The sequence below is a fragment of the Moorena sp. SIO3H5 genome, from assembly GCF_010692395.1.
Taxonomy (GTDB): Bacteria; Cyanobacteriota; Cyanobacteriia; order Cyanobacteriales; family Coleofasciculaceae; genus Moorena.
Window position 1 is genome coordinate 1 of record NZ_JAAHHS010000073.1, and the last position, 25,351, is coordinate 25,351.

At 41.1% G+C, this 25,351-nt stretch carries 20 protein-coding genes; 6 read left to right on the forward strand and 14 right to left on the reverse strand.

Annotated features, from left to right (window positions below):
- Window positions 1-385 precede the first annotated feature (385 nt).
- The 6 genes from F6K52_RS11035 to F6K52_RS11060 form a co-directional block, all read right to left on the reverse strand.
- Window positions 386-2,077, reverse strand: coding sequence for a sodium:solute symporter family protein (locus F6K52_RS11035; RefSeq protein ID WP_293077333.1), 1,692 nt, complete (start codon window positions 2,075-2,077; stop codon window positions 386-388).
- 257 nt (window positions 2,078-2,334) lie between these two features.
- Window positions 2,335-2,583: a DUF4212 domain-containing protein gene (locus F6K52_RS11040; protein WP_293077335.1), complete on the reverse strand. Its 249-nt coding sequence runs from the start codon at window positions 2,581-2,583 to the stop codon at window positions 2,335-2,337.
- Between the two features lie 416 nt (window positions 2,584-2,999).
- Window positions 3,000-3,173 (reverse strand): hypothetical protein, encoded by a 174-nt coding sequence (locus F6K52_RS11045; protein ID WP_293077337.1) that lies wholly within the window; start codon window positions 3,171-3,173, stop codon window positions 3,000-3,002.
- Between the two features lie 242 nt (window positions 3,174-3,415).
- Window positions 3,416-3,937 carry an N-acetyltransferase gene (locus F6K52_RS11050; protein WP_293077339.1) on the reverse strand — a complete coding sequence of 174 codons (522 nt, stop codon included), beginning with the start codon at window positions 3,935-3,937 and terminating at the stop codon, window positions 3,416-3,418.
- Window positions 3,938-4,545: 608 nt separating this feature from the next.
- Entirely contained in the window at window positions 4,546-5,367 is an 822-nt protein-coding gene (locus F6K52_RS11055; RefSeq protein WP_293077342.1) for a pentapeptide repeat-containing protein, read from the reverse strand.
- 40 nt (window positions 5,368-5,407) lie between these two features.
- A complete protein-coding gene (locus F6K52_RS11060) occupies window positions 5,408-5,956 on the reverse strand; it encodes a dihydrofolate reductase family protein (RefSeq protein WP_293077343.1) in 549 nt (182 codons plus the stop codon).
- Between the two features lie 208 nt (window positions 5,957-6,164).
- On the opposite strand from F6K52_RS11060, the gene F6K52_RS11065 reads away from it, so the two are divergent.
- Together F6K52_RS11065 and F6K52_RS11070 are read left to right on the forward strand one after the other, a co-directional pair.
- Entirely contained in the window at window positions 6,165-7,046 is an 882-nt protein-coding gene (locus F6K52_RS11065) for a sulfotransferase domain-containing protein (RefSeq protein WP_293077344.1), read from the forward strand.
- Window positions 7,047-7,453: 407 nt separating this feature from the next.
- Window positions 7,454-8,986, forward strand: a complete 1,533-nt coding sequence (locus F6K52_RS11070) for an FAD-dependent oxidoreductase (RefSeq protein WP_293077345.1) — start codon at window positions 7,454-7,456, stop codon at window positions 8,984-8,986.
- A gap of 246 nt (window positions 8,987-9,232) precedes the next feature.
- Here F6K52_RS11070 and F6K52_RS11075 read toward each other — a convergent pair whose 3' ends face one another.
- The 3 genes from F6K52_RS11075 to F6K52_RS11085 form a co-directional block, all read right to left on the reverse strand.
- Window positions 9,233-10,267 (reverse strand): methyltransferase, encoded by a 1,035-nt coding sequence (locus F6K52_RS11075; RefSeq protein WP_293077346.1) that lies wholly within the window; start codon window positions 10,265-10,267, stop codon window positions 9,233-9,235.
- Between the two features lie 196 nt (window positions 10,268-10,463).
- Window positions 10,464-11,939 carry a cysteine--tRNA ligase gene (cysS, locus tag F6K52_RS11080; RefSeq protein ID WP_293077347.1) on the reverse strand — a complete coding sequence of 492 codons (1,476 nt, stop codon included), beginning with the start codon at window positions 11,937-11,939 and terminating at the stop codon, window positions 10,464-10,466.
- A gap of 97 nt (window positions 11,940-12,036) precedes the next feature.
- Window positions 12,037-13,233 (reverse strand): RNA-guided endonuclease TnpB family protein, encoded by a 1,197-nt coding sequence (locus F6K52_RS11085; RefSeq protein WP_293077349.1) that lies wholly within the window; start codon window positions 13,231-13,233, stop codon window positions 12,037-12,039.
- Between the two features lie 219 nt (window positions 13,234-13,452).
- On the opposite strand from F6K52_RS11085, the gene F6K52_RS11090 reads away from it, so the two are divergent.
- Entirely contained in the window at window positions 13,453-14,613 is a 1,161-nt protein-coding gene (locus F6K52_RS11090; protein ID WP_293077351.1) for a GTP-binding protein, read from the forward strand.
- A 192-nt stretch (window positions 14,614-14,805) separates the two neighbouring features.
- Here F6K52_RS11090 and F6K52_RS11095 read toward each other — a convergent pair whose 3' ends face one another.
- Both F6K52_RS11095 and F6K52_RS11100 read right to left on the reverse strand, forming a co-directional pair.
- Window positions 14,806-15,804 (reverse strand): endonuclease/exonuclease/phosphatase family protein, encoded by a 999-nt coding sequence (locus tag F6K52_RS11095; RefSeq protein WP_293077353.1) that lies wholly within the window; start codon window positions 15,802-15,804, stop codon window positions 14,806-14,808.
- A gap of 286 nt (window positions 15,805-16,090) precedes the next feature.
- Window positions 16,091-18,550 carry a calcium-binding protein gene (locus tag F6K52_RS11100; RefSeq protein ID WP_293077355.1) on the reverse strand — a complete coding sequence of 820 codons (2,460 nt, stop codon included), beginning with the start codon at window positions 18,548-18,550 and terminating at the stop codon, window positions 16,091-16,093.
- 957 nt (window positions 18,551-19,507) lie between these two features.
- Here F6K52_RS11100 and F6K52_RS11105 point away from each other — a divergent pair.
- Entirely contained in the window at window positions 19,508-20,326 is an 819-nt protein-coding gene (locus F6K52_RS11105) for a glycosyltransferase family 2 protein (RefSeq protein WP_293077357.1), read from the forward strand.
- Window positions 20,327-20,426: 100 nt separating this feature from the next.
- Here the strand turns inward: F6K52_RS11105 and F6K52_RS11110 are convergent, their stop codons facing one another.
- Window positions 20,427-20,570 (reverse strand): hypothetical protein, encoded by a 144-nt coding sequence (locus F6K52_RS11110; RefSeq protein ID WP_293077360.1) that lies wholly within the window; start codon window positions 20,568-20,570, stop codon window positions 20,427-20,429.
- A 51-nt stretch (window positions 20,571-20,621) separates the two neighbouring features.
- Here F6K52_RS11110 and F6K52_RS11115 point away from each other — a divergent pair, with 51 nt between their 5' ends.
- Both F6K52_RS11115 and F6K52_RS11120 read left to right on the forward strand, forming a co-directional pair.
- The gene (locus F6K52_RS11115) at window positions 20,622-20,942 is read left to right on the forward strand and encodes an STAS domain-containing protein (protein ID WP_293077362.1); all 321 of its coding nucleotides are present in this window, start codon (window positions 20,622-20,624) and stop codon (window positions 20,940-20,942) included.
- 632 nt (window positions 20,943-21,574) lie between these two features.
- On the forward strand, window positions 21,575-23,053 hold the full coding sequence (locus tag F6K52_RS11120) for a calcium-binding protein (protein ID WP_293077364.1): 1,479 nt from the start codon (window positions 21,575-21,577) through the stop codon (window positions 23,051-23,053).
- Between the two features lie 95 nt (window positions 23,054-23,148).
- Here the strand turns inward: F6K52_RS11120 and F6K52_RS11125 are convergent, their stop codons facing one another.
- Both F6K52_RS11125 and F6K52_RS11130 read right to left on the reverse strand, forming a co-directional pair.
- Window positions 23,149-24,117, reverse strand: coding sequence for a lysylphosphatidylglycerol synthase transmembrane domain-containing protein (locus tag F6K52_RS11125; RefSeq protein ID WP_293077366.1), 969 nt, complete (start codon window positions 24,115-24,117; stop codon window positions 23,149-23,151).
- 113 nt (window positions 24,118-24,230) lie between these two features.
- Window positions 24,231-25,351: hypothetical protein (locus F6K52_RS11130; RefSeq protein WP_293077368.1), on the reverse strand; the 1,121-nt coding region annotated here is incomplete at its 5' end.

The window sequence follows — 25,351 nt, forward strand, 5'->3', positions numbered from 1 at the left end:
CAGGGCCTAACTTTAGACTTTTTATCTTCCGATCTAGACGGTTGAAGGTTAGATGGTTGAAGGTTAGATGGTTGAAGGTTAGACGGTTGAGGGTTAGACGGTTGAAGGTTAGACGGTTGAAGGTTAGACGGTTAGATGTTACTGAGTAAGGGCTAGTTTAGTTTCAACTATCGTCCTAAAATCGAGCTATGGAAGACCAATAACCAATAACTCACCCTAAACCGGACGCCAAAGGCGAACAACCTTGGCCAATAGGCCACCCTACGCAAACAACCCCATAACCTTCAACTTTTAACCTTCAAATTTCAAATTTCAACCTTCAACCTTCAAATTTCAACCTTCAACCTTCAACCTTCAACTTTAAAATTTCTACCTTCAACCTTGATCAATCCAACTCCTCTTCACCCACATCATCAAGGGCTGGGGGAGCATCACCAGGTGTTCGCAACATTTCCACCATCTCTTGAATTTCTGCTGGAGGTGGGGGTGTCAGGCGAGAAACCACTACAGTCACGATGAAATTAAGTACCATCCCTACGGTACCAATCCCCTCAGGGGAAATACCGAAAAACCAGGGTGTCATACTATAGAATTTCACCCCAATGATGTAAACGGTGGTAAAAATTAACCCTACCACCATGCCAGCAATTGCCCCTTCTCGGTTGGTTCGCTTATCAAATACCCCTAGCAGAATCACTGGGAAAAAGCTGGCAGCGGCTAAACCAAAGGCAAAGGCGACCACTTGGGCTACAAATCCAGGGGGATTGATACCAAAGTAACCGGCAATGGCAATGGCAGCAATTACCATAATTCGACCTACCATCAATCGTTGGGACTCCGATGCCCTAGGATTAATGATGCGGTAGTAGACATCGTGGGCGATTGAGCTAGAAATCACTAGCAGTAATCCTGATGCAGTGGATAGAGCGGCGGCTAGTCCTCCTGCTGCTACTAGGGCAATCACCCAGGGAGCAAGTTTGGCTACCTCTGGTGTGGAGAGTACAATGATATCTCGGTCAATCTTTATTTCATTGGTTTCTTTGTCCGGTTTCAGCTCAATCTTGCCATTGCCGTTTTTATCGTCAAAGGCCAATAAACCAGTATTTTCCCATTTCGTTGCCCAGTCTAGCTGACGCACTTCCTCAATGGTATTGTTATGGAGGCTATCAATCAGGTTATAGCGGGCAAAGGCAGCAACGGCAGGAGCTGTGGTGTATAGTATGGCAATGAATAATAGCGCCCAGCCAGCGGAATAACGAGCAGCTCTAGCATTGCGTACGGTGTAAAAGCGTACAATCACATGGGGAAGTCCAGCAGTACCGACCATCAAGGCGATGGTGATAAATAAGACATCCACCATGGACTTGTTGGCAAAGGGTTTAGTGTATTCCTGGAAACCCAGATCTACCTGAATTTGATTGAGCTTCGGGATAATGTCACTGAAGGTGAATCCTAGCTGGGGAATCGGGTTGTCGGTCAGTAGAGTTGCGATCGCAATCGCTGGAATCAGGTAAGCCACAATCAACACGCCATACTGGGCTACTTGAGTCCAGGTAATTCCTTTCATCCCCCCCAGCACGGCAAAAAATGCCACAATTACCATGCCAATGACTACACCCTGACCGATATCCACTTGTAGAAACCGGCTAAATACAATACCTACCCCTCGCATCTGTCCTGCGACATAGGTTAAGGAGACAAAAATAGCAGCAACTACTGCTACCAACCGAGCAACATTCGAGTAATAGCGGTCTCCCACAAAGTCCGGTACTGTGTATTTTCCAAACTTCCGCAGGTAAGGGGCTAACAATAGCGCTAGTAGGACATATCCTCCTGTCCAACCCATTAGGTAAATTGAGCCATCATATCCTAAGAAAGAGATTAGCCCTGCCATAGAAATAAAGGAAGCAGCAGACATCCAATCCGCCGCTGTAGCAGCACCATTAGCAACAGCGGGAACACCTTGATCTGCTACAAAAAACCCTTTACTATCGCGCACCCGAGAGCGCCAACCAATGTAAAGGTAGAGAATAAACGAAATAATGACCAATACACTGGTCCAAACTTCAACTGTCATAGATATTTCTTTGTCTAAATAATTGCTAATTGATACAGCGTTTTTCAATTCGCTGAGTTACAAACTTCTGGGTTTTAGGGAGCAGGGAGCAGGGAGCAGGGAACAGGGAATAGTAAACATGAAAAAAATCCTGTATACCTCATAGTTATGAAAAACGCTGTAATTGCCAACTAGTAATTGATAATTACTAAATTATCAAACTTTACTTGATCGTATTCTTTAGTTACGCAATGCCATTTAGTTCCCAACCGTAAACATTACTTTTTGTATTTACGGTCAATTTTATCCATCTGTATAGCGTAGATAAAAATTAGGACAACAAAGGTAAAAATACTACCTTGTTGTGCCATCCAGAAGCCTAGGGGAATATTCCCTACACTGACATTATTTAGTAATGTTACTAGCAGAATGCTACATACAATGGATACGAATGCCCAAACAATTAAGAGATTCCGAATTAATGCGATGTTGGCACGCCAGTATGCCTGACGCTTGTTCTGGTTCATAGTTTTATTAGTAATGCACTAAATGTAATATTTGCGCTTGACTAGCTTCTGGATATAGAGCAACCACATATAATTCCCTTAAAATGACTTATCGGTAGTCCAAAATGTGGTCAAGTATACAGAAAATTTGCCAGAGCTTAGGGATAGGCTACACCAAAGGTGAACACAAACCGTCTTTTTGGGGTTTTCTTAATAAAATTAAACAATTACGGGGATTTAATCCTGTCTTTAGGGGATGGGATTAGGCGATTCGCACCAGCATAGGCTGATCACAGCTTTGCAATTTGCTACTGCGCCAGACCGCTTTTCGGGTTGTTTAAAGGAATATTAAATGAATTGTGAATATTATTTCGTCAAGAAACGTAAAGCTTAGAGCAAGATTATGTTAAGTTTTGATAAAATGAATCGTAACTTGATCAGCAAACGCGATCGCTAAAATCACGGCGTTGCTGAATCTTCTTTTGAATAGAAGTAGAGTGGGCATCCTGCCCGCCCGAAAATATCATCCTGCCCACCCGAAAATATATTGAATAGGAGTAGAGTTGGCATCCTGGCACTGGTTCACGGTGAGAAGCGAAAAGTTTTGCCATTAGTTGTTTACAGAGCATATCGAATCGTGAATAACTTTGGACCTGTGAGATACCCACCTCCAAAATGCCTAACTTCACCCCAGGCACAATCTTCGTAGTGAAATGAACTCGCACACAGTTGTGTACTAACCAGTAGACATCAAGGGTTCAATGGATGTTTTTGCGAGATGAACGCATAAGTGTTGGTTTTACGTCCAAGCTCGCAGCTGCGTAGACTGAGTTTAAATGTAGAAGTTTAACGATTACCCGCGCCCTGACGTATCCCAAAACTTAGGATCCATGATTGGTTCTACAGCAATTGTTTCACCACGAAGATGACTTGTAGATCCCGCATTCAGTTCAAGCATCATCCATGCTTCTGGGATTGTCAGTAGATCAGGGTATGGTGTTTGTTTATCTGTTGGAACAAATCCATGTTGTGGATAATATGTCGGTACACCTAATACGAAGACAGCATCAGTACCAATGGATTTAAGGTACTTAATACCCGTTTCAATCAACTCTTTACCCAGACCATGACGTTGATACTTCGGTAGTACACCAAGAGGTGCTAACAGATAACATTTCTTATCAGGATGATCTTTGAATGAAAATGGTGTAAACATCACATTTCCTACAATCATGTCATCACGCTTTACATTGATTGAAATGGTTTCTGGCAGAGCAAGAAAATCTTCTGCAAGTTGAGCGACCTCCTCTCCTTCTTTTTCACCGAATGCTAAAAGGTGAATATTTTTAATAGTTTCTTTCTCTGAAAGCTTCACTTCAAGTTACCTATATAAAAATCAACTAGACGAATGATAAGTCTTTTTTGATAAATTGATATTTGATTATATTTAATGGAAAACTTCTGTAACCGAGTTGCCATAAACTCCACCACATCATCGGTCAGAGCTGCATCTCAAACCTTAACTAAATCGCATTCCCAATATACCAAGTCTCCATCTCACTTCCACATCCAGGACATGGGTGGGAAAATAGTTCGATCATACAACCACCATTGCTGTAAAAGCTTCTGTTAACTCCAGCATGCCCCTATTTCATGACCTGCAAGGCTTTTAGCCTTCAAATTCGACGGAACCAGTACCGGCATCCTGCCCGCCCGAAAATATATTGAATAGGAGTAGAGTGGGCATCCTGCCCGCCCCAAAATATATTGAATAGAAGTAGAGTGGGCATCCTGCCCGCCCGACAATATATTGAATAGGAGTAGAGTGGGCATCCTGCCCGCCCCAAAATAAGCATGAAACTGGCAAGATGCCAGTTCCACCAAGATGCCAATTCCAGCTCACTCTTAGAATAATTTCATTATTAAGCAACGCCCGATTCATTCCCAACATCTGAAAGTTACCAGAGCCGAGTATTCAATCGCCTATTGATTGGTGCTACCATCGGGCATGATGGTATTTGTTAAGTTCGCCCCCTTGAGGTTGGCACGGTAAACTTTGTCGGGAGAACCCCAATCAGTAAGCTCCAAGGTATAGTCTAGTTTTGCTCCCTTGAGGCTAGCTTGGGAGAGGTTAGCATCGGAGAGGTCAATTCCCCTCAAGTCAGCCCGTTCAAGATTCGCTCCCATCAAGTTAGCCCCCCTGAGATTGGCACTTATTAAATAGTGATCGAATGGCAATGAAGCACTTGTATTCAACTCAGCCAGTCTTGCTTCTTGGAGATTCGCTTTTTCTAGGTTAACTCCACTCAGATTAATCCCTACCATATTGGATTTTGATAAATTAGCTTCCCTGAAGTTAGCTCTTTCGAGCTTAATTGCTTTGGCGAAAATATTTGATAAGTTTGCTTCTTGGAGATTAGCTTGTTCTAAGTTAGCTTCTGTTAGATTGCTCCAAATAAGGTCAGCTTTTTTCAGGTTAGCTCTACGGAGATTAGCCCCACTGAAGTTAGCTTTTTTCAGGTTAGCATTTTCTAGGTTAGCTCCCTCTAAGTTGACCCCTACCAAATTAGCTTTTTCTAGATTAGCTCCCGCTAAGTTAGCCCCTTCTAAATTAGCCTTTTCCAGATTCGCTTCTTTTAAATCCTCTTTTGAAAGTTCTAGCCCTGCTAAATTACAGTTTTGACAATTTTTTGTTTCCCGTAACTGGTCGAGAGGATTGTCTTGATTGATAATCAGCCAAGTAATTCCCGAAAGGGCAACCACTCCCAAAGAAATTCCCCAGATAAACGATTGTCTAAGTTTCATTGGACTAATGGCAAAATCCGTAGTCAGTTAACAAACCAGGTTATCTGTTATCTCCCCGGTTTCTGTCTCTTATATAGTAGCTTTTCACCAAAGTATCATTATATATTTCAGTTTTTTTGTGTCGGAATTTAAGATGTTGTTCTAGCGTACCAAATAAAGGAACGCCTTTTCCCAAAAGAATTGGAACGCGAGTAATAATCATTTCATCAACAAGGTCTTCTTGAAGAAAACTTTGTATTACTCTACCTCCATCTATGTAAAGATTTGTATATCCCTTTTGATTCAACTGATTAATTATTTTTTTTATATCTCCACGAACAATTTCTGCTTTACCAAAAATTTTTTCTGGAAGTTTCGTTAAGCTATTACTTAATAAAAAAACGGGTTTCTGATAAACCCATTGACCAAAACTCAAAACTTTATCAAAGGTTTTTCTTCCTATAACTATGGCATCTATGCTTTTCATAAATTCAGCATATCCATAATCACTTTGTTCCGGGTTAGGTATTTGTTCTAGCCAATCTAATCCGCCATCACTTGTAGCGATAAATCCATCTAAGCTTGTTGCTATATAAACATAATTGGTCATTGGATTTTCTCCGTAATTGCCAAAATTAATCCTGATCTAGCGTTTCTAGGACTCATGAGGTACAGTATTCTTTGAAGTTGATTCCCTGTTTTAATGCAGCCCATCGCTATTCCCTGTTCCCTGTTCCCTGTTCCCTGTTCCCTGTTCCGGTGATCCGCTGTGAAATACTGTTTATTTAGCATAACAAGTACGGAAGAGCCTGTAATCCATGGCAGACTATAAGCAAGCACTGGTTAAAGACGGTAAGAATCCAGAAGGTCTAATTGTCTTTCCAGCTTTCATTACCCAGAAGGAAATGGATGCCCTTAAGGACTTTAGAGTGGGGGATCGGGATACCTTTGTTGTCGCCTATCCTAAATCTGGGACAACATGGATGGAGCAGATTGTTCACTTGCTTGGCTTAAATGGAGAGCAGGGCGACAAAGTATTGAGTGAAGCAGTGCCTTGGTTAGAAGGTGCAGCAACTCGTTATGGAGGTTTAGAGAATCTGATTAAAACTTCTGGCGATCGCCGTTACTTTCACACTCATTTACCGTTGTCTCTGATGCCAATGTTTGGGGAAACTAAAGCAAAGTATATTTATGTTGCTCGTAATCCTAAGGATAATGCTGTTTCCTATTATTATCATGCATTGAGCAAAATGGGATACGAGGGGAGTTGGAGCGAATTTATTCAGCTATATCGTGAAGGTAAGGTTGCCTATGGCTCAATATTTGATCATGTATTCGACTGGTGGAAAGCGAGCCAAGATTCAGATAATGTCATGTTTGTTAAGTACGAAGACATGAAAAAAGATTTAGCTCAAGTCGTTACCGATGTTGCTAGCTTTATCGATATTCCCTTAACCTCCAATTTACTCGATACTGTGGTTGCCGCCAGTGACTTTTCTGCAATGGCAATCAATCCCAAAGCTAATCTGGATTGGGTACCTCAGCGAGAAGGTATCCCCAAACATATGCGCAAAGGAATTGTAGGAGATTGGAAAAACCACTTTTCTTCAGAAGAGACTAGTAGTTTTGATGCTCTATATCAATCCAGAATGGCACAATTTGGTCTGGAATTTGACTTTGAGTTAAGCTATGAGAATTAAGAATTAAGAATGAAGAATTTAGAATTGAAAATATCATATTTTCAAATATGGTTTAGGGTGCGTTAGGGACGGGCTCTCCTTGATTTTACCCCTCTTGACATCGGTTGAGAGAGCCCGGCCCGTTCCACACCACGGGCAAGATGCCCGTTCCACACCACGGGGAAGATGCCTGTTCCACGTACGGAACCAGAATGTAAAGTACTCTCAAATCGACCAAGGATAACACGGCCAATAATTGAGAAGGAATTGGGCTTATTAAGAATCAATAGGTTGATTAGAGATTTTTTATACTATTGTTTACTTTTTAAATGTAATTTTTGAGACAGATTTAGATGGATTTCCCCTGATATACTAAGCTTTTTAGTGCTCATGTCACACCCTCAGAGTCTCACTACAAAGTTGAAGATATGGCAAGAACGAAAATACCATTCCATATATCTCCAAAAGAGCAACAAAAAATAGCAATTATTGGCGCGGGTGCTATGGGTATATCAATAGCATCTATTCTCGCTAGATTAGAACTGGCTGAAGTGACCATTTTTGAAGCAGAATCAAAACCCTTTAATAGTAAAAGTGCTTCGACTAACAACACAGGTATTTTGCATCACTTTATTTATGGAGGACACAGAAATACCTTAGAAATGTTGTTTAAGCAAACTGTTTTATTTAGAAAGCTAATGCCCGACTATATTTTTGGGGATAGTCAGATAAATTACTTGGTTCCAAATGATCCAAATAATACGGCAATAAATCGAGAAGGAGTAACCTTCAAAGAAGTAGCTATTTTTCTGATAGATGTTTATAAAAAACATTTAAGAAAACACCCATATGATAATTTTTTTGGCAAACCAGAAGAAATAGCAGAAATAATAGATGAAGAGAGTATCAAGTATTTTTTACCTAGTCTAGGTTTATCGACAAATCCAGAAAATAATTGGGTCAATAAAAGCACAAAAAAAACTTTTTATGGAGCAGTTAAAGTTAAACAGCCTGTGTTAAATATGGGGGAATATTGTACTCATATGATTAACTTAATCGGCTTGTTAATCAATAATAATTTATTGAGTTTTAAAGGTAATACTAGAGTCAAAAGTATTTGTATAAATGACCATGGATTTGAGTTAGAAATAAAAAACAGTAACCAACTTTATTTTGATACCGTAATCAATGCTGGTTATGGTGGAGGCTTAGAAATTTCTAGTCCATCCCTTCAAGGTGAAATACAGAAAGAGGGGAATATAGCTAAGCTTAAAGTATATGGATTATATAAGATTTATCAAGGGCTTAAATCACAAATACCAGGACTGGCAGAAAGTTTTTCAAGTACTATACTGATCCGAGGTCAATACGGAGGAATTATTAAAGTTGGTTATGATTTTATTGCCATTTTTTATGGCCCAGAATATAACCAAGCCGAATTACACTTTCCTATAGATACAAATTCCAATCAGTTTTATGAACAATGGCATAAGAATTTGCCCCAGATAATGGGAAGGAGTGAAAAAGAGATGATGAAAGCCATCAAAGATGGTATTTCTAGGTGGATTCCTTGGGCTAAAGAACTTGAAGATGTAAAGCTTAAGAAAGCCGTTCAAGTTTATCCAGGTCGCCAACCTGCTAATGATTTAGAGGCGGCTAAACGAGATGATGAGCCGGTTCGCTATAGGTATAAACATCAAAATGGGGGGAGGTATATCCACATTACTGGGTCAAAATTGACATCAATTCCCTATAATGCTTTTAAGATTGTCCGAGAAATATTATCAACATATATAGCCAAAGGGATTTTAACCCAAGAGCAAGTTAATCAACACATAGCCATAGACGAAAGTCATGAAATAACTATTTCACCGCAAATGGAATACGCACTTGGGAAAGATTTACCTCAAATGGACAGTTCAGAAAGAGAAAAAATTATACAAGAGTGGAATGTCTACTAACAATCTGACTTTTCACGGGATGTGGAAAGTTAGAAAGTAAGTTAGCCAAACGACTTTCAGTTATTGATCTTCCTCGTTTTTAACTAAACCATTTAGTATGGCTAGGGGTCTGATAGTCTAGTTTCCGGTGCCAAACTTGAGACAAAAAACCCTGGGGGGGTGACATGCAAGCTGAAATCCTTACTGGGTAGTAATTTCAGTGTATAATTTGCTTAAGGTGCGCTTGACCTTGGAGGTGGTCGGAATTTATGGTTTTCTAGCGCTAACAAGTGAGTAATAACCGTAAGTTTGAACTATTAATATTTCTTCAAACCCAGCTTCTTGCAAAAGTTGCTCAAGCTCCGCTGCACTAAATTGCTTACCCTCAGTAACCCAAAATAGGCACAGGGAAAATGAAGTAGCAATTAGGGGACTGTCTTTAGTATCTGCTAGTAGTATTTCATGTAAATAAATTCGACCTCCATTGGGTAAGGCCTCAAAACTTTGCTTGGCTAAGTATAAACATTTTTCCCATCCCCAGTCGTGAAAAATATTACTGAATAAAACGGCATCGTAGCCAGCAGGAAAAGGGTCTTTGAAAAAATCCCCCACACATGTATCTACTCGGTCAGATAATCCAGCTTCTGCTATGTATTCTTTGGCTATCTTGCCTATTGTTGGTAATTCTAAAATAGTGCAGTGAATTTGAGGGTAACGCTGAGCTAAGGCAAAACAAAAAGCACCAGAACCCCCTCCTACATCAAGAAGATGTTTTACATTAGAAAAGTCACCTTTACTTGCAGCACCAATCGCAGGAGAAACGGTTTGACTGTGCATATGCCTGGTAAAAGCTTTAGCTTTTTCTTCGTCTACTTCATGGGTTTCCCAAACATCCTTCTTGTTGTAAATGTTAGCCCTATCATTCTGAAAAGCTTCTAGGAGAGAGGAATGGGATAGAGGATTTTCTCGTATGAAATGTAGTATGCCGCCCCAGTAATAAGGACTATGAGGGAGTAAAAAAGTTTGTGATACCTGGGTAAGGTGGAATTTTCCATTGAGCTGCACAAGATAACCTAGTGATGCCATTACTCCCAAAAGCCCTTCGGTAGCACGAGACCCCAATGACAAGTTTCTTGCTACCTCTTGAGCGGTTGCAGGTGCTTGATCTAATAGAGAGAAAAGCCCTAGTTCATCAGCGACGGTAAGTGTGGGAAAGTGGAACATTGACAACCATGTATCCCAAAGTAGTTTATCATCACAAGTTAATACTTCTAGTTCCTGATTTTTATCTGAGATTGACATGATATTGTCCTACCAAAAGTGATGTCGTGGCTCAACTGCTAGAAAGTCCCATGGCAATTGTAGTGCATTCACCATTCTGCACAACCTTCCCTACACCGAGAGCCAAGGGCTGCTGGTAACTTTCACAATTGAGCTGCCGTCTTCACAATTCAGCGGAAAACTTTCACAATTGAGCTGCCGTCTTCACAATTCAGCTTTAATTGCGATGCCATGTGGTAACACCACCACCCTGGTCAATCAACGTAATCCCTTGAGCTTGCAAGTCATCGCGAATGCGATCGCTTAATTCAAAGTTCTTGGTTTTCCGTGCTTCAGCCCGTTGCTGAATCAGTGCCTCAATTTCCCCATCACTCAATCCATCCGTAGAAACTTCAGCTTCTTCTTCTGGTTGTTCTTCTAACCCTAATACCTGGGCTAATTCCACCAGACTACGCCATTGCTGCTCTAATTCTGAAGCAGGAGTCTCTGTTTTACCCTGATGTACGAGGATATTGCCTTCCCGGCGTAACCCTTTGGCCACTTCAAACAATACCGCTAAGCCTCCAGCAAAGTTTAAGTCGTCATCTACGGCTTCTTGAAACTGTTGCGCTATAGTTTCTTTTACCTGCAAGGAGTTAGAGGGTGTGGGTGTGGCTGATTGGTCTTGCCATCCTAATTGTATACCATAGTTATGGCCAAAAAGCAAGCCTTCTTTGAGAGTTTGCCAGCCATTGGTAGCAGATGCGATCGCATCATCCGTAAAATCTACTGGTTTACGGTATTGCGCCATTAACACAAATAAGCGCACTGCCATCGGGTCAACCGGACGGTCGAGTAAGTCTCGGATAGTAGTAAAGTTGCCTAGAGACTTAGACATTTTCTCTCCATCCACCTTGACCATGCCATTGTGTAACCAATAACGGGCTAGGCTTTTACCAGTTAAGGCTTCCGATTGAGCAATTTCATTTTCGTGGTGGGGGAAAACCAAGTCAGAGCCACCAGTATGAATATCAATGGTTTCCCCTAGCATATCTCGCACCATCGCCGAGCATTCAATATGCCAACCTGGACGACCTGGTCCCCAAGGGGATTCCCAGGAGGGTTCCTCTGGCTTAGCGCTTTTCCAAAGCGCAAAATCAAACGGGTCTTTCTTCTTAGGCTCAGTGGAGTCTGCTACATCTACCCGTCCACTGGCTCCTGCTTGCAAATCCTCTAACTTGCGCCCAGAGAGTTTGCCGTAGTCATCAAACCGACGCACTGAATAGTACACATCCCCATCCGCTTCGTAAGCATAGCCCTTTTGTTCCAACTCACACACCAGTCGCTTGATTCCATCTAAGGTATGAGTCGCGCGGGGGTAAGCATTAGCCTCTTTGACATTCAGCCTTGCCATATCTTCAAAATAGGCATCAATGAAGCGTTCAGATACTGCCTCCATAGAGGTGCCTTCCCTTCGCGCTCGGTTCAGGATTTTATCATCAATATCTGTAAAGTTTTGGACATAATTCACATCATAGCCCCGCCATTGTAAGTAGCGACGAGCAGTATCCCAGACAATACAAGTTCTAGCATGACCCAAGTGGCAAAAGTCATAGGCCGTAATGCCGCAGCAGTACATCCGGACTTTACCAGTTTCCAATGGCTCAAAGGATTCCTTGCGGCGGGTTAAGGTATTGTAAAGGTGTAGGGTCATGACAAAGAAAAGATAAAATCACCAACAGTGGGCTATAGATATACTTTTGACATCCTCCCTGGTTAAATCAAAGATTATAACCAGGGATTCCTAAGACTCACGACTTAGGTTTCTGTTTCCTTCTCCCCTTGGGGGAGTTTTTCGCACCAGCCTTCCGAGATTTACTCTCTTCGGGTCTTACGGTCGCTCCGCAGACTGACACGGCAAGTCCTGCCGCCAAAATGTTAATTGATGCATTGATATCACGATCGTGGTGAGCATTGCAGGATAGGCAATTCCATTCCCGAATATTCAAAGGTAAAGACTCAACACGATTTAGGCAAACAGAACACAGTTTGCTACTAGGAAACCACTTATCAATGGCAATGGCTTCTCGATTATACCATTGAGACTTGTACTTTATCTGACGAATTATTTCCGCCCAGTTGGCCTCACTGATAACTTGAGCTAGTTTGTGATTTTTGACCAGATTTTTCACAGCTAAATCTTCAAACGCAATCAATTGGTTTTCTCTGACCAGTTGAGTAGTTAGCTTGTGGGTAAAATCTCGTCTAGCGTCTTTGATTTGTGCATGCACCCTGGCAACCTTTAACCTGGCTTTGTAACGATTGTTAGAACCTTTTTGTTTTCGTGACAAAGCTTTTTGGTATTTAGCTAGCTTTTTCTTGAGCTTTTTTAAATGTTTGGGATTGGCAATTTTCTCTCCGTCGCTGGTTGTGATCAGGCTAGTCACTCCTAAGTCCAAGCCAACTTGTTTATCTGTGGTCGGTAAGCTCAAATCTCTATGGTCATCAAACCTAATTGAGATCTGCCACCGCTCAGATGAATCTAAGCTAACTGTAACAATACTTGGAGTACAGTTTGCAGGTAACTGACGACTCCAACGAATCCGTAAAGGTTCTTTGCATTTGGCAAGATAGACTTGACCATCTTCCCATTTGAATGCTGACTTAGTAAATTCTGCACTACCACCATTACGTTTTTTCTTGAAGTTAGGATACTTAGCTCGACCGGCAAAGAAATTAGTAAAAGCGGTTTGTAAATGTCTTAATCCTTGCTGAAGAGGAACAGAACTAACGTCATTCAAAAAGAACAAGTCATCCTGTTTTTTCCATTCTGTCAACATTAAGGAAGTTTCCTTGTAGCTTATCCGTCGGGAGCGTTTGTACCAACCTGAAGTCCTAGCATCTAAAGCTTTGTTGTAAACAAGTCTTACACATCCTAGAGTTCTCCTCAGCAGAGTTTCCTGTTCAGGGGTTGGATAGAAACGGTAACGGTAAGCTTTTTCGACCATTATTTACTCTTTGATATACTTTTACATTTTAACATATTCTGTGTAAAGTGTCAAGGTATACGCAATTGCATGAGGGGCTTTGTGGCTCACCTGCGTCCGCACTTTATAAGCCCCGTCTCCCGTTATACCCGTAATATTAGCGGGAGATTAATTGCTGTTTTAGATAAAATACGATATATTGGTAGACCTTGATTCTGAACTGTTTTCAAACGTTGCCTTATGCAAACCTTACCGACTGAATCCCCATCTGGTCAAGGGATGGAAGCGCCGAAACAAGGCTTACCCGTTACCATTATTACTGGTTTCCTGGGTAGCGGAAAAACCACCCTCCTTAACCATATATTAAGTAATCAAGAAGGCGTCAAAACAGCGGTCCTTGTTAATGAGTTTGGTGAAATTGGTATTGATAATGAGCTGATTATCAGTACTGATGATAATATGGTCGCCCTGAATAATGGCTGTATCTGCTGCACCATTAATGATGATTTAATTGAAGCAGTCTACAAAATATTGGAGCATCCAGACAAGCTGGATTATTTAGTGGTGGAAACCACCGGATTAGCGGATCCCTTACCAGTGGCGCTAACCTTTTTGGGCACAGAATTGCGAGATATGACTCGTCTTGATTCTATTGTCACTATGGTAGATTCAGAAAACTTTAGTATCGATCTATTTAATAGTGACGTTGCAACTAATCAGATTGCTTATGGGGATATTATTATCCTCAACAAGACTGACTTGGTAGATCAAGCCAATGTAGACCACTTGGAAAACCGGCTCAGAGATATGAAAACTGATGCTAGGATTTTGAAAACTACTAAAGCCCAAGTGCCAATGCCTTTAATTCTCAGTGTTGGCCTGTTTGAGTCCGATAAGTATTTCGACAGCAAAACATCAGATCATGATCATGACCATGACCATGATCATGACCATCATCACCACCATGATCATGACCATCATGACCATCATGACCATGATCATGACCATCATCACCACCATGACCATGACCATCATGACCATCATGACCATGATCACGCTCATCACCATCACTCCGATCACCTAGAAATTGACGGATTCACGTCTCTTTCTTTCGTGAGTGACAAGCCCCTAGGGCTTCGGAAGTTTCAGGATTTCCTAGACAATAAGTTACCCTCTAATGTTTTCCGCGCTAAAGGAATTCTCTGGTTTGATCAAAGTCCTCACCGTCACATATTCCACCTCAGTGGTAAGCGTTTCTCTATTGAAGATGATGAGTGGAAAGGTGAACCAAAAAATCAATTAGTGCTGATTGGACAAGATTTAGATCATGATACATTACGTGAGCAATTAAAGCAGTGTATCTCTTCAGAGTCTACCAATACAGGTAAGGGGATTTGGTAAGTAATTGTTGAAGCTGTCAGCTGTCAGCTGTCAGCTTCAAATAAACCTCGAATGGAATAATTTAAGAGTTCAATATTAATGATAATTGAAACTCTGATAGCTGAACGCGCAAGCGTGTGCGTAGCACATAAGCTGATAGCTGATATTTTAATTATAAGTAATTTATAAAAATCAAAAGTTTATATCAGGAGCCTATTCATAGAGCTTGAATTGAGCAAAAACAGGCAAATGGTCTGAACCACCACGATCTTGTCCAACCCTTGCCTCAGTCGCCACCATGCCATCGGAATACCAAATGTAGTCAAAGCGCTGCACTGGGAAAGGAATTGGCTTGAGATAAAGGGTGTGTCCAAACCCCCACCCTACTTTGCGGAAACTGTCCCTAGCAAATTTGGCAATTTGTTTATAGGCTTGGGAGGTGTCAGCTAAATTGCAATCGCACAAGAGCAGAAAAGGTAAACCTTCATGAAGCAATTCTTGTTTTAATTGCTTGATTTCTATCACTTTATTTTCGGAATACTCCGTAGCTACCGATGGGACTTGGGGAGCAGGGGTTTTTAGGGTAGGATCGTGCAGTAAATCTACTACTACTACATTGAGACGTTGGTGATTTACCCGCAGTACTGCCTGAATGCCAAGACGACCCCCTGGCAAGGGAAAAGCAGTTGCTGTCTCGATGGGAAAGCGGCTTAAAATCCCCACTCCAGCTGGCTGCCCCGGAGTTGGCGACGTTATCGCTCGGTAAGGGTAGTCTTTTGCCGATGTCTGCACCAAGGCTGTGGTGAGCTTGGGGTTAATTTCCTGTAGCCCTACAATGTCTGGTCTAGAGGCACGAATTGCCCTCATGATTCCTTTGTGGTCTTTATTTCCACTAAATACATTAAAAGTCATCACCTTGATAGAATCTCCAGCTCCTTGTGCTCGACTCGACAATGATGGCAGAAACAGCACTCCATAGAAAATGCTAAAGGCGATGGTTGGTATAGTCAGTCCGAAGAGTAATCGTCTGCAACGCTTCCACAAGCTTACTACCAGTATTAAAGGCAATGGCGCAAACAAATACACAGCTAGATAGGTGACAAAACCAAGCCACCAAGGGTGGTCAAACCACAGGATTCGCAGCATAAGCCACAAAGAGATAAACGCCACATAACCCCAGCAGAGCCAGAATAGGAATTTTAGTTTAGACATAACTCAATTTACCATCCAAATCGGTTTAAAGTCCCGCACTCGTAAGGTTACTTTTGCTATAATCTTGCTGTGTTGAAAATTTGAAACCTGTTTAATACCAAATCCGGTTTATAAATTAGCCTTACCAAAATGATGCAAATCCTCTTTTGGATTGAATTATGTTGTTTGAGATAGAGGTACTCTCGCGCACCGGATTTGGTATAAAGCGAACGGGATCAGCCCACCCTAGGAATCGGGATATACAGCAGCGCAATCTCGCTCCAAACCTCTTGACTTCTTGCTGGAACTAGTTAAATATAAACGTGGTAATGTCATAGAGATTTAATGCTTCCGATCCATTGAGCAGAGCGATTAATTCATCTGTACTCTCATAAATACCATTTTTATTGGTGTCTCGATAAATACCTGTACCTTCGCTTGAGCCAAGGGCAACAGATTCTTGCAGCAGATAGTCACTAGCCTCACCCTGAAGCTCGATTTGGTCACCTTCTGCAATGTTGAAATCCGAGATCAGGGCATAATCACTGGCACCATTAGTATTATAGTAAACACTGCTTTTACCAAGAACAAACTTATCTGCCCCTGCACCACCAGTAAGAGTATCTATTCCCTCACCACCATACAGGATGTCATTACCTATACCAGCATTAAGTTGATCATTACCTTTGCCTCGATACAGAGAATCATTCCCTGCATCTCCATTGAGGAGGTCGTGACCTACATCACCAGTTAGGGTATCATCACCATCACCTCCGTTAAGGGTATCATGATTTTGGCCACCATATAGGATGTCATTTCCTACACCTCCATTGAGTGTATCTTCACCTTGGTCACCTTGGAGGGTATCATTCCCTGCATCCCCATTGAGAAGGTCATTATTTACACCACCGTTGAGGAAGTCATTACCATCGCCAGCATATAGGGTGTCATTTCCGTTATGACCAAATAAGGTATCATTATCTGTACCAGACCGAAGTTCATCATTTCCTAGGCCTCCATATAGAGAATCATGCCCTGCATCTCCATTGAGACGGTCATTGCCTGCACGCCCATTCAAGAAGTCATCACCTTCGCCTCCGTTAAGGGTATCATTATCTTTGCCACCATCTAAGATGTCACTCCCTACACCTCCATTGAGTGTATCTTCACCTCGGTCACCATACAGAGAATCATCTCCTGCATCTCCATTGAGAAGGTCATTGTGTGCCCCCCCATCCAAGAAGTCATTACCTTCGCCAGCATATAGGGTGTCATTTCCGGCACTACCAAATAAGGTGTCATTATCTGTACCAGACCGAAGTTCATCATCTCCTCTGTCTCCATACAGAAAATCATGCCCTGCATCTCCATTGAGACGGTCATTGCCTGCACGCCCATTCAAGAAGTCATCACCTTCGCCTCCGTTAAGGGTATCATCATTTTGGCCACCATCTAGGGTGTCACTCCCTACACCTCCATTGAGTGTATCTTTACCTTTATCACCTTTGAGGGTATCATCCCCTGCATCTCCATTGATAAGGTCATTGTCTGCACCCCCATTCAATAAATCATCACCTTCGCCACCACTTAGGGTATCATCACCCTTGCTACCATCTATGTAGTCATTCCCGGCGTTGCCATCAAGATTATCATTACCTTTACCACCTTTCAAGGTATCATTTCCATTATTTCCCTCAATAATGTCATTACCTTTATCAGTACGAATCAAGTCATCACCATCACCACTGAAGATATTGTCTTGATCATTAGTACCAACAAAGATGTCGTCCCCTGGATAAAGTGCTGGCATGAGACTAAGGTCATCAGCGTAGTAGAATTGCCCAACCTCATAGGCATCCTCTGTCAAATCCTGGTCTTGAGTTACCGATGCCCAGTAGGCCAATCCTCGAATGATTTCCCTGTTGTTTATATTTTTAAGTTCACCACTTCTGAGAATTTCTTGTCCGGAAGTGCGGGTATTTCCCTCAGTACTGATTTGCCCATCTGGCAGAATCCTAGTTTGTTCCCACGCTATTGCGTCGTTAATCATTTCTATAACTTCAGCAGTCAGGGATTCTTCTGGGAAGTAGCTCACCCATTGCGCTGCATAGAGTACACCCACCATTTGGTAGCTGCTATCATAACCTCCAAGTTCGGGATTAACTCCGTCTGGCTGTTGCAGTGCTAGACCATCTGCCAGGGACTGACGGGCATAATCCATTAGTTCCGAATTACCTGTTAGCTGACTTGTTAGTCCCAAGGCAGTGCCAACAACATAACGGCGATGAGTATAGGGTTCGTTGTTACTGGTGCCTGTCTCCCAAACTTCCGGTTGAATCATCCAATCTGCTGCATCTGATAATTTTTCCTTGTAACCTTCAATAACATCTGCATACTGTTGAGAGTAGGAAGAGCCCTGAATCAGCAGGAGGCTACGAGCTACTGCATGGATAAATAGAGAAGTACTGTGAAAGGGGTCCCCTGTGCCTTCGAAACCGCCATCGGCAGATTGCTGAGCAAACCCCCAATCGAACATTGTTAATCCTGCTTCAATAGCAGCCTGATCGTCGTTGATTAAACCGCTAAGTATGGCTTCTTCACCCTGCCGCTGTGCTTCGATATACCAGCTTTGTGATTCGTTGTTTTCCCAATCAGCATTGATTCCCACAGCGCCACTTGCTGCCATCGAATCATAAGTAGCCAATGGTCTTGCGTAGAGAACATTAGCCACTAAATCTGTAGATTCACGCAGAAAATCTGTATTCATTTTATGTCTACCAGCTAACAACTTTTATAAGCAGGTACACAAAATTAATTCACATTAAAAAAACTAAAAACTTTACAGGGCAAAGTTTACATAGATTTATGCTCATCAATTAATTCGGCTTAGGTGCTTATAAACTTCTTTATTTAATGCTTTATGTAAACTTTATCATCTTGATGTTTAAGATAGTGTTAGTGAAAGGTTTGTTATAGGGAGACTTAAAAAAAAAACTGAGAGCAAATTAACAGTCTAATACTGGAAGATAAGTAGTCGGGCATAAATAAAGTTCGCTTTGTTAAGTTTACTTAAGATACACAATCGTTGCCCTTGAGAGCGTTGGCGTAGCCTGCGCGTAGCGCAATCGCTGGATTTTACAAAAGTTGATATAGTGCCGTTTACTTTTGTCCGACTACTTATGACATTTCACGTTTAGGTTTGAGGCATGAAACAGACAACTCCGAACCCCATGCCCCCTATCTCTCTATCTCCCCACCTTCTATCCAAAAGTGCGACCCGTGGTGAATTTAATTCTTAATGGGTCAAGGGCACCAGATCTTTTGGGGCGGGCAGGATGCCCACTATACTCCTATTCATTAATTAATTCAGGAACGCCCAAAAATCAATTGTATAAAACAGTCACCGCCTTTTGTCAATCAGAATTATTAAAATTTATCTAGCCTTTTCTATCTTCATGAGGTACAAAAAAAAATACCAAACTTTTAATTTTGTAGCCTAACAACCCAATTTTTGTACTTCATATTATCGAAAATAACTATATTTTTATGAAGCTTGAATCAAGAATTTATAAAAGTTATACATCAACATCAACATCGCAAACAATTACACGTACAGGTAAGCAAATATCACTCCTCCAGACTATTAAGTATAGACAAGTAAAGAAGTTTGCAACGGCAGCTTATAGCACAACTAAGTCAACTTAAACTTATTATATAGATAGTCATGACAGCTCAAAATGTACGTCCTTTACCTCCTCTTTTTAGTCGGTCAATTACTGTTGTTATTCCTTGCTTGAACGAAGAAGGAAACTTAGAAAAACTATTCTTGGATTTACAGTTGACTTTTGATAATCTTGGTTTTACTTTGCCAGTACTTCTGGTTGATGATGGCAGTGTAGACCAGACCCCCCAAATCTTAGTATCTCTACAGAAGAAGTACTCCTTCTTAAAGGTGATTCGCCACCCCCAAAGACGAGGTGTTGCAGCTGTGTGGCGTACCGCCGTCACCCACACCAACACCGATTGGATTTTCTGGGGTCAAGCCGATCTCGAATCAGATTTTAAAACCGACCTTCCCGCTCTTTTAGAAGCTTGTGGGCCTGATGTCGATGGTGTTGCTGGTTGGCGACAGAAACGTGGTGACAATAAACTACAAACTTCTAAATTTGCCAATGGTAGCTGTCGCATAGCTTTTGGGATGAACATTCACGACATGAACTGGATTAAACTGGTGCGTCGGGATTTGCTCACTCCTTTGCCCATTGAAAAAATCACCCATCGCTTCCTACTAGCAGTGCTAGCGGGTCAGGGTTACAACATTACGGAAGTATCTACTCCGTGGCATAACCGCTATTCCGGAGTCTCTAAATTTGGTCGTAAACGTCTGCTCAAGTCAGCAATCGACTTTTCAAGAGTTTTCTGGTGGTTCTATATTGAAACCCCTGTTGTTAGCCTACAGCAAGATACATTAGCATGGGCCAAAGTCAACAAGCTTGGCATGGGTGGTACCAAAGTAGTTTCCCAGACCGAGTCAAATACTTAAATTAGATGGTGGAGGGAAATCATAAGGGAGCATCCCAATTTAGCAAATCCATCGCTCAAACTAGCGATAATACTAGGGTTTAAAAGCATAATTCAAAGTGTTATGTGCAAATATGGGATGCTCCCTTCTTGATAATCAGAAAGACTTTCAAGGTTTTGAACTGTCCAATGCCTGGAAATATTTTTTCCAGTAATCCTCCACTAAAGCGACGAGCATTAATCCTGGCTTCTGGTTTGGTGCTCAATCTCCATAGTCTTCCACTGTGGTAAAATTTGTAATATTCAGGGCTGTTGAAATGAATCAAACTATTAAAATACTTCAACCTTGTGGAATTTTAGATGATATAACCACCAATAAACTGCATCAAGATATTCACAATCTTGTTGAATATGGGGTAGATATTATCTTAGTTGATTTTGAAAAAATTACCTTGATTAATAGTTCTGGTATCGGGGCTTTGGTATCAACAATTAAAACCGCTAAAATCGCTGGATGCCAGCTTGCTATATGCTCTATAAATGCACAAGTCAGGATGATCTTTGAACTGACTAAAATTGATCGTTTATTGAACATTTTTGCTAATAAAAATGACTTTAAAAACCATTTTTATTTTTAATTAAAAATAATGCTAAAAAAAACCAGATTTTTACAGAAATTTGCCAACATTATTTGCCTAAAATAAGGGGTAAAAATAAGATTTAAAAGTATATATGATAATAATTTTAGCAAACGATACTAAAAAATAATAGAGTTATCTAGTGGACAACTCTAAAATAGAAATCTTTCCTTAATTTTACCAAAAAGTATTCAAAATTAACCTCAATGAAAGTCAATGTCTAACTGTGCTGCTGATCATGCTATTGAACAGTTGCCGAAATTTGAGCTTCCAGATAATGAATAGAGAGTTAATTTGGGACTGTATATTCCATGATTTTCTTGGCCTAAAAGCCTTATATAGTAAGCTTTTCATGGCTCATGTAACCCCCTCCGCTCTTCCTTAGTATTTTGACTAAGTTTCATACACTTATACCCTGGTTACATGAGCGAGCTTTTGATTTTTGTCTGATGATGTGCAAGATCTGAGTATAATCTAATTAATGCTTTCAGCAGATGCAAAATAGATAACTTTGCCGAAAATAATACTTATGGTAAAACTTTGATTTTAATTTTGCAATTGATAACTACGTTCTTACTTGTCCAATTAAACTTTTAACTTAATTTTCTCTGTGTACAAAGGAGTTAGAAATAATGGCTATTATGTACGGTGATCCTGGTAATAATCGACTTGACGGTACTGAATTTGAGGATAGCATTATCGGTGCAGCTGGTCACGATTTTTTAAAAGGTTACGGCGGTAACGATACTTTATTGGGTGAGGATGACAACGATTATCTTTATGCTGGAGATGGAGATGACTTACTCGAAGGTGGTGAAGGACGAGACCGATTATATACAGGGTTTGGTAATGATATTGCTTATGGTGGTAGAGGTAATGATAGCCTCTATGGTGATTATGGTGATGACAGCCTCGAAGGTGGGTATGGCAGTGACGACTTACGCGGTGGTATTGGTAATGATACCCTGATCGGGGATGAGGGTAATGATCGGCTCCGTGGCAACCAAGGTGAGGACTTGATATTCGGCGGCAACGGTAATGACCGGCTTTATGGTGGCGAGGATAATGATACCCTCTATGGTGAGGAAGCTGATGATATAGTTAACGGTGGAGACGGGAATGACTTAATTTACGGTGGCGATGGCAATGACAAGTTATATGCTTTGGCAGGTCATGATACTCTCTATGGAGAGATGGGTGATGATAGTCTCTACGGTGATCAAGGTAATGAATCTCTCGAAGGCGGGGAAGGCTATGACAGATTATATGGTCGCTTAGGTAACGATACTCTCTGGGGGCAAGAAGGTGATGATAGTCTCTGGGGGAACGAAGGTGATGATAGTCTCTCTGGCGGCGTAGGTAGTGACCAGCTTTTTGGTGGCCAGGATAACGATACTTTAGTTGGTGAACTTGGTAACGATTTACTCCACGGTGGAGACGGAAATGACTGGCTCGATGCTGGTGAGGGGTATGACAAAATATACACTTCCTTTGGCAATGACATTGCCTATGGTGGCCTTGGTAATGACAGTATCTACGGCGATTTAGGTGATGACCATCTCTACGGCGGAGATGACAATGACAGATTATACGGTGGTATTGGTAACGATAGCCTCCACGGCGATGCTGGTGATGACCGACTCAGCGGCAATCAAGGTGAAGACTCTCTCCTAGGCGGCGCTGGTAACGACCGAATTTATGGTGGTGAGGAGAATGATATCCTTTTGGGTGAAGCTGGTCTAGATTTTCTTGAGGGTGGAGATGGAGATGACCTGCTTTACGGTGGTGAGGGAAGAGATACTCTTATTGGCGGTGCAGGGGCAGATAACTTTGTTATTGGTCAGGGCAATGTTTACTATAATACTGATGGTAACTATGATTATGCCCTAATAGTGGACTTCAACATTGCAGATGGTGACCAGCTCCAACTCCAGGGTGAGGCTAGTGACTATGTGCTGCGAGAATCTGTCACTATTGGCTCAAGCCAAGGCACAGGTGTCTATATGGATACCAATAACAATGGTATTTTCGATAACACAGATGAATTAATCAGTCTGGTTCGGGATACCACAGGCTTGAATCTGAATGACAGTTACTTCATCTATGTTTGACCTCTCCCCTTGATAAAATCTGGAAAGTCTTGGTTAGACTCGATAGTTTCCCCTGTTAGAATCTCCCTCCGAGAGGATTCTAACAGGGGAAACTATTAATTCTTTAACTGACTCTTAACTTGCTTATAGCCAGCAGAATCAAATAATAAAATTATACTGCCTGGTAAACTTAATAACCAACTTTGTAAGGTTATGGTCAGGGAAAGCAACAATGCTTGCTCTGCGGTGAGACCAATTCGAGTAAATAGATAAACCCATAGTCCCTCTTTTAAACCTAATCCTCCTAGAGAAATGGGGAGTAAAGTAACCACGACAATAATTGGCACAAAAACTAAAAGCTCTAAGTAGGAAACAGAGATATTTAGCTGTTGAGCAATTAAGTAGTGATAGTAAACAATCCCTAACTGTAGCAAAAATGAAAGTCCCATCGAAACAGCTAAAGCTTCACGGTGCTGAGCAAACTCTCTTAATAGCAGTTGGATTTTGGCAAAGCGAGATGCCACACTATTAAGGTGTAACTTTGTTAATAGCGGCTCCGTCCAAATTAGTAGCTGGGGACTGATAATCAGTAAAACCCCTCCTACTAAAGCGGCAACACAAGCAAAAAATAGCAGGATAATATCCCAACTTCCAATAATTTTAAAAGCAGGAGGTAAGCCCATCACTGCTAGTGCAGATAAGGCTGCCAAACCAGTAAATCGCTCTAGAAATACCGATACTAATGCCACCTCAGAGTCTTTAGTTTCTTGGGATACTTTATAGACCCGGTAAACATCTCCACCCAAGGCACCGGGCAGAAAAATATTGAGAAACATGCCTACAAAATAGCTGCTGAAAAGGCTAGTAATCGGAACTGAATATTTAGTGGCTTTTAGAACCACTTGCCAGCGGATACAACTCAACCATTGTAGTACTGTGTAGAAAAGTAGAGAGGCAATAACAAAAGGTAAAGACAGTTCTCTAAATTGTGTCCAGGCTTGAACAAAATCTATCCGTGTAAATACCAGGATAATTAGCGCTACGCTAATTGTGGTTTTAATCAGCAAAAATAGCTTTTTTTTCATGGATAAAATACCCTAATTATTTATTTTAATATTTTTTTTTTTGCATTATACAGACTAATTAGCCCACTCAATAATTGAGGCAATAGGACTAATTTTTACTTAACAACCTTTTTTTAGTAAGGTCCCAGGTCTCTACCTCGATTAGGAACACGTTGAAGCAATCCATCATCTCGTTCCCACAGACGAAGATTGGCACCGAATGTATCTAAAATTGGTTTTCCGCTGGTCTGCAAAAGGTCGTAAAGTTGAGCTAACTCAGAATCCTTAGGCAATTGAGGTTGGTGAAGTAGATGAATCCAAATCCGATTATGTTTTTCAAAAACATGACTAAGTTGATCTACATTAACCAGTGCTGAACGACCTTCCCAGCGACCAATTAAACGTCCGTCATTCCAATAAACTGCATCAAAAAAGGACATCCGGTGTGGCACATAATAATCTGCTCCATTTAAAACATTTGCATGGACAGAAGGAACATTACAAATAACTACATCTCCTGGTTTAAAATGGTCAACAATATATTGAGAAATGAGGATATGACGTGGGGTTAGGGACTCGCTGTAGCTATTTACTATTCTGTCTGTTTCTATATTAAAGGCTAACAGCACAATCGCAAATAATAAAACTATGGTTTTGAAAGGTAATTGGTTATTTAAAATTTGATTGAATCTGTTACCTAACACTAAAGCGATGCTAAAGATACTATAGACTGAAAACAAAATAAATAATGGATAGAATGAGTAGGCATACCTTGACCCAGTCAAAGTCACTAAGATACTCACAAAAATTACATTAATAATAATGCTGGCACCAACAAAAACGCTTTTACCATTTCTTTGCAAGATGAAGAGGATGAGACCTAGAAACAAAAACAACGCATGGATTGTATTCATGCGATTAAAACCAACAAAAACTTTATTGGTAAAAAAAGAAACATTAGAGAGATGAAGGTGTAAGTGACCAACTGTTGCTGAGGACAAACCAATTAGAGGAGTTAGACATTTAACTTTGAAGAAAACAGCATTATATACAAATACCATCCCCATTATTCCCGCCCCAATTATTATTGGCCAGTTAGCTAGTAAATTCAAGGGTCTATAAAAGAAGACACAACCAATTACTATTGCTGGGATTAAGGTCATCGTCACTTCTTGGGATATCAAAGCCAGAGTCAAAGCAATCAAATAGAGATACTGATACCATCTGCCAGATTTCTCGATAAATCCCTTGACAA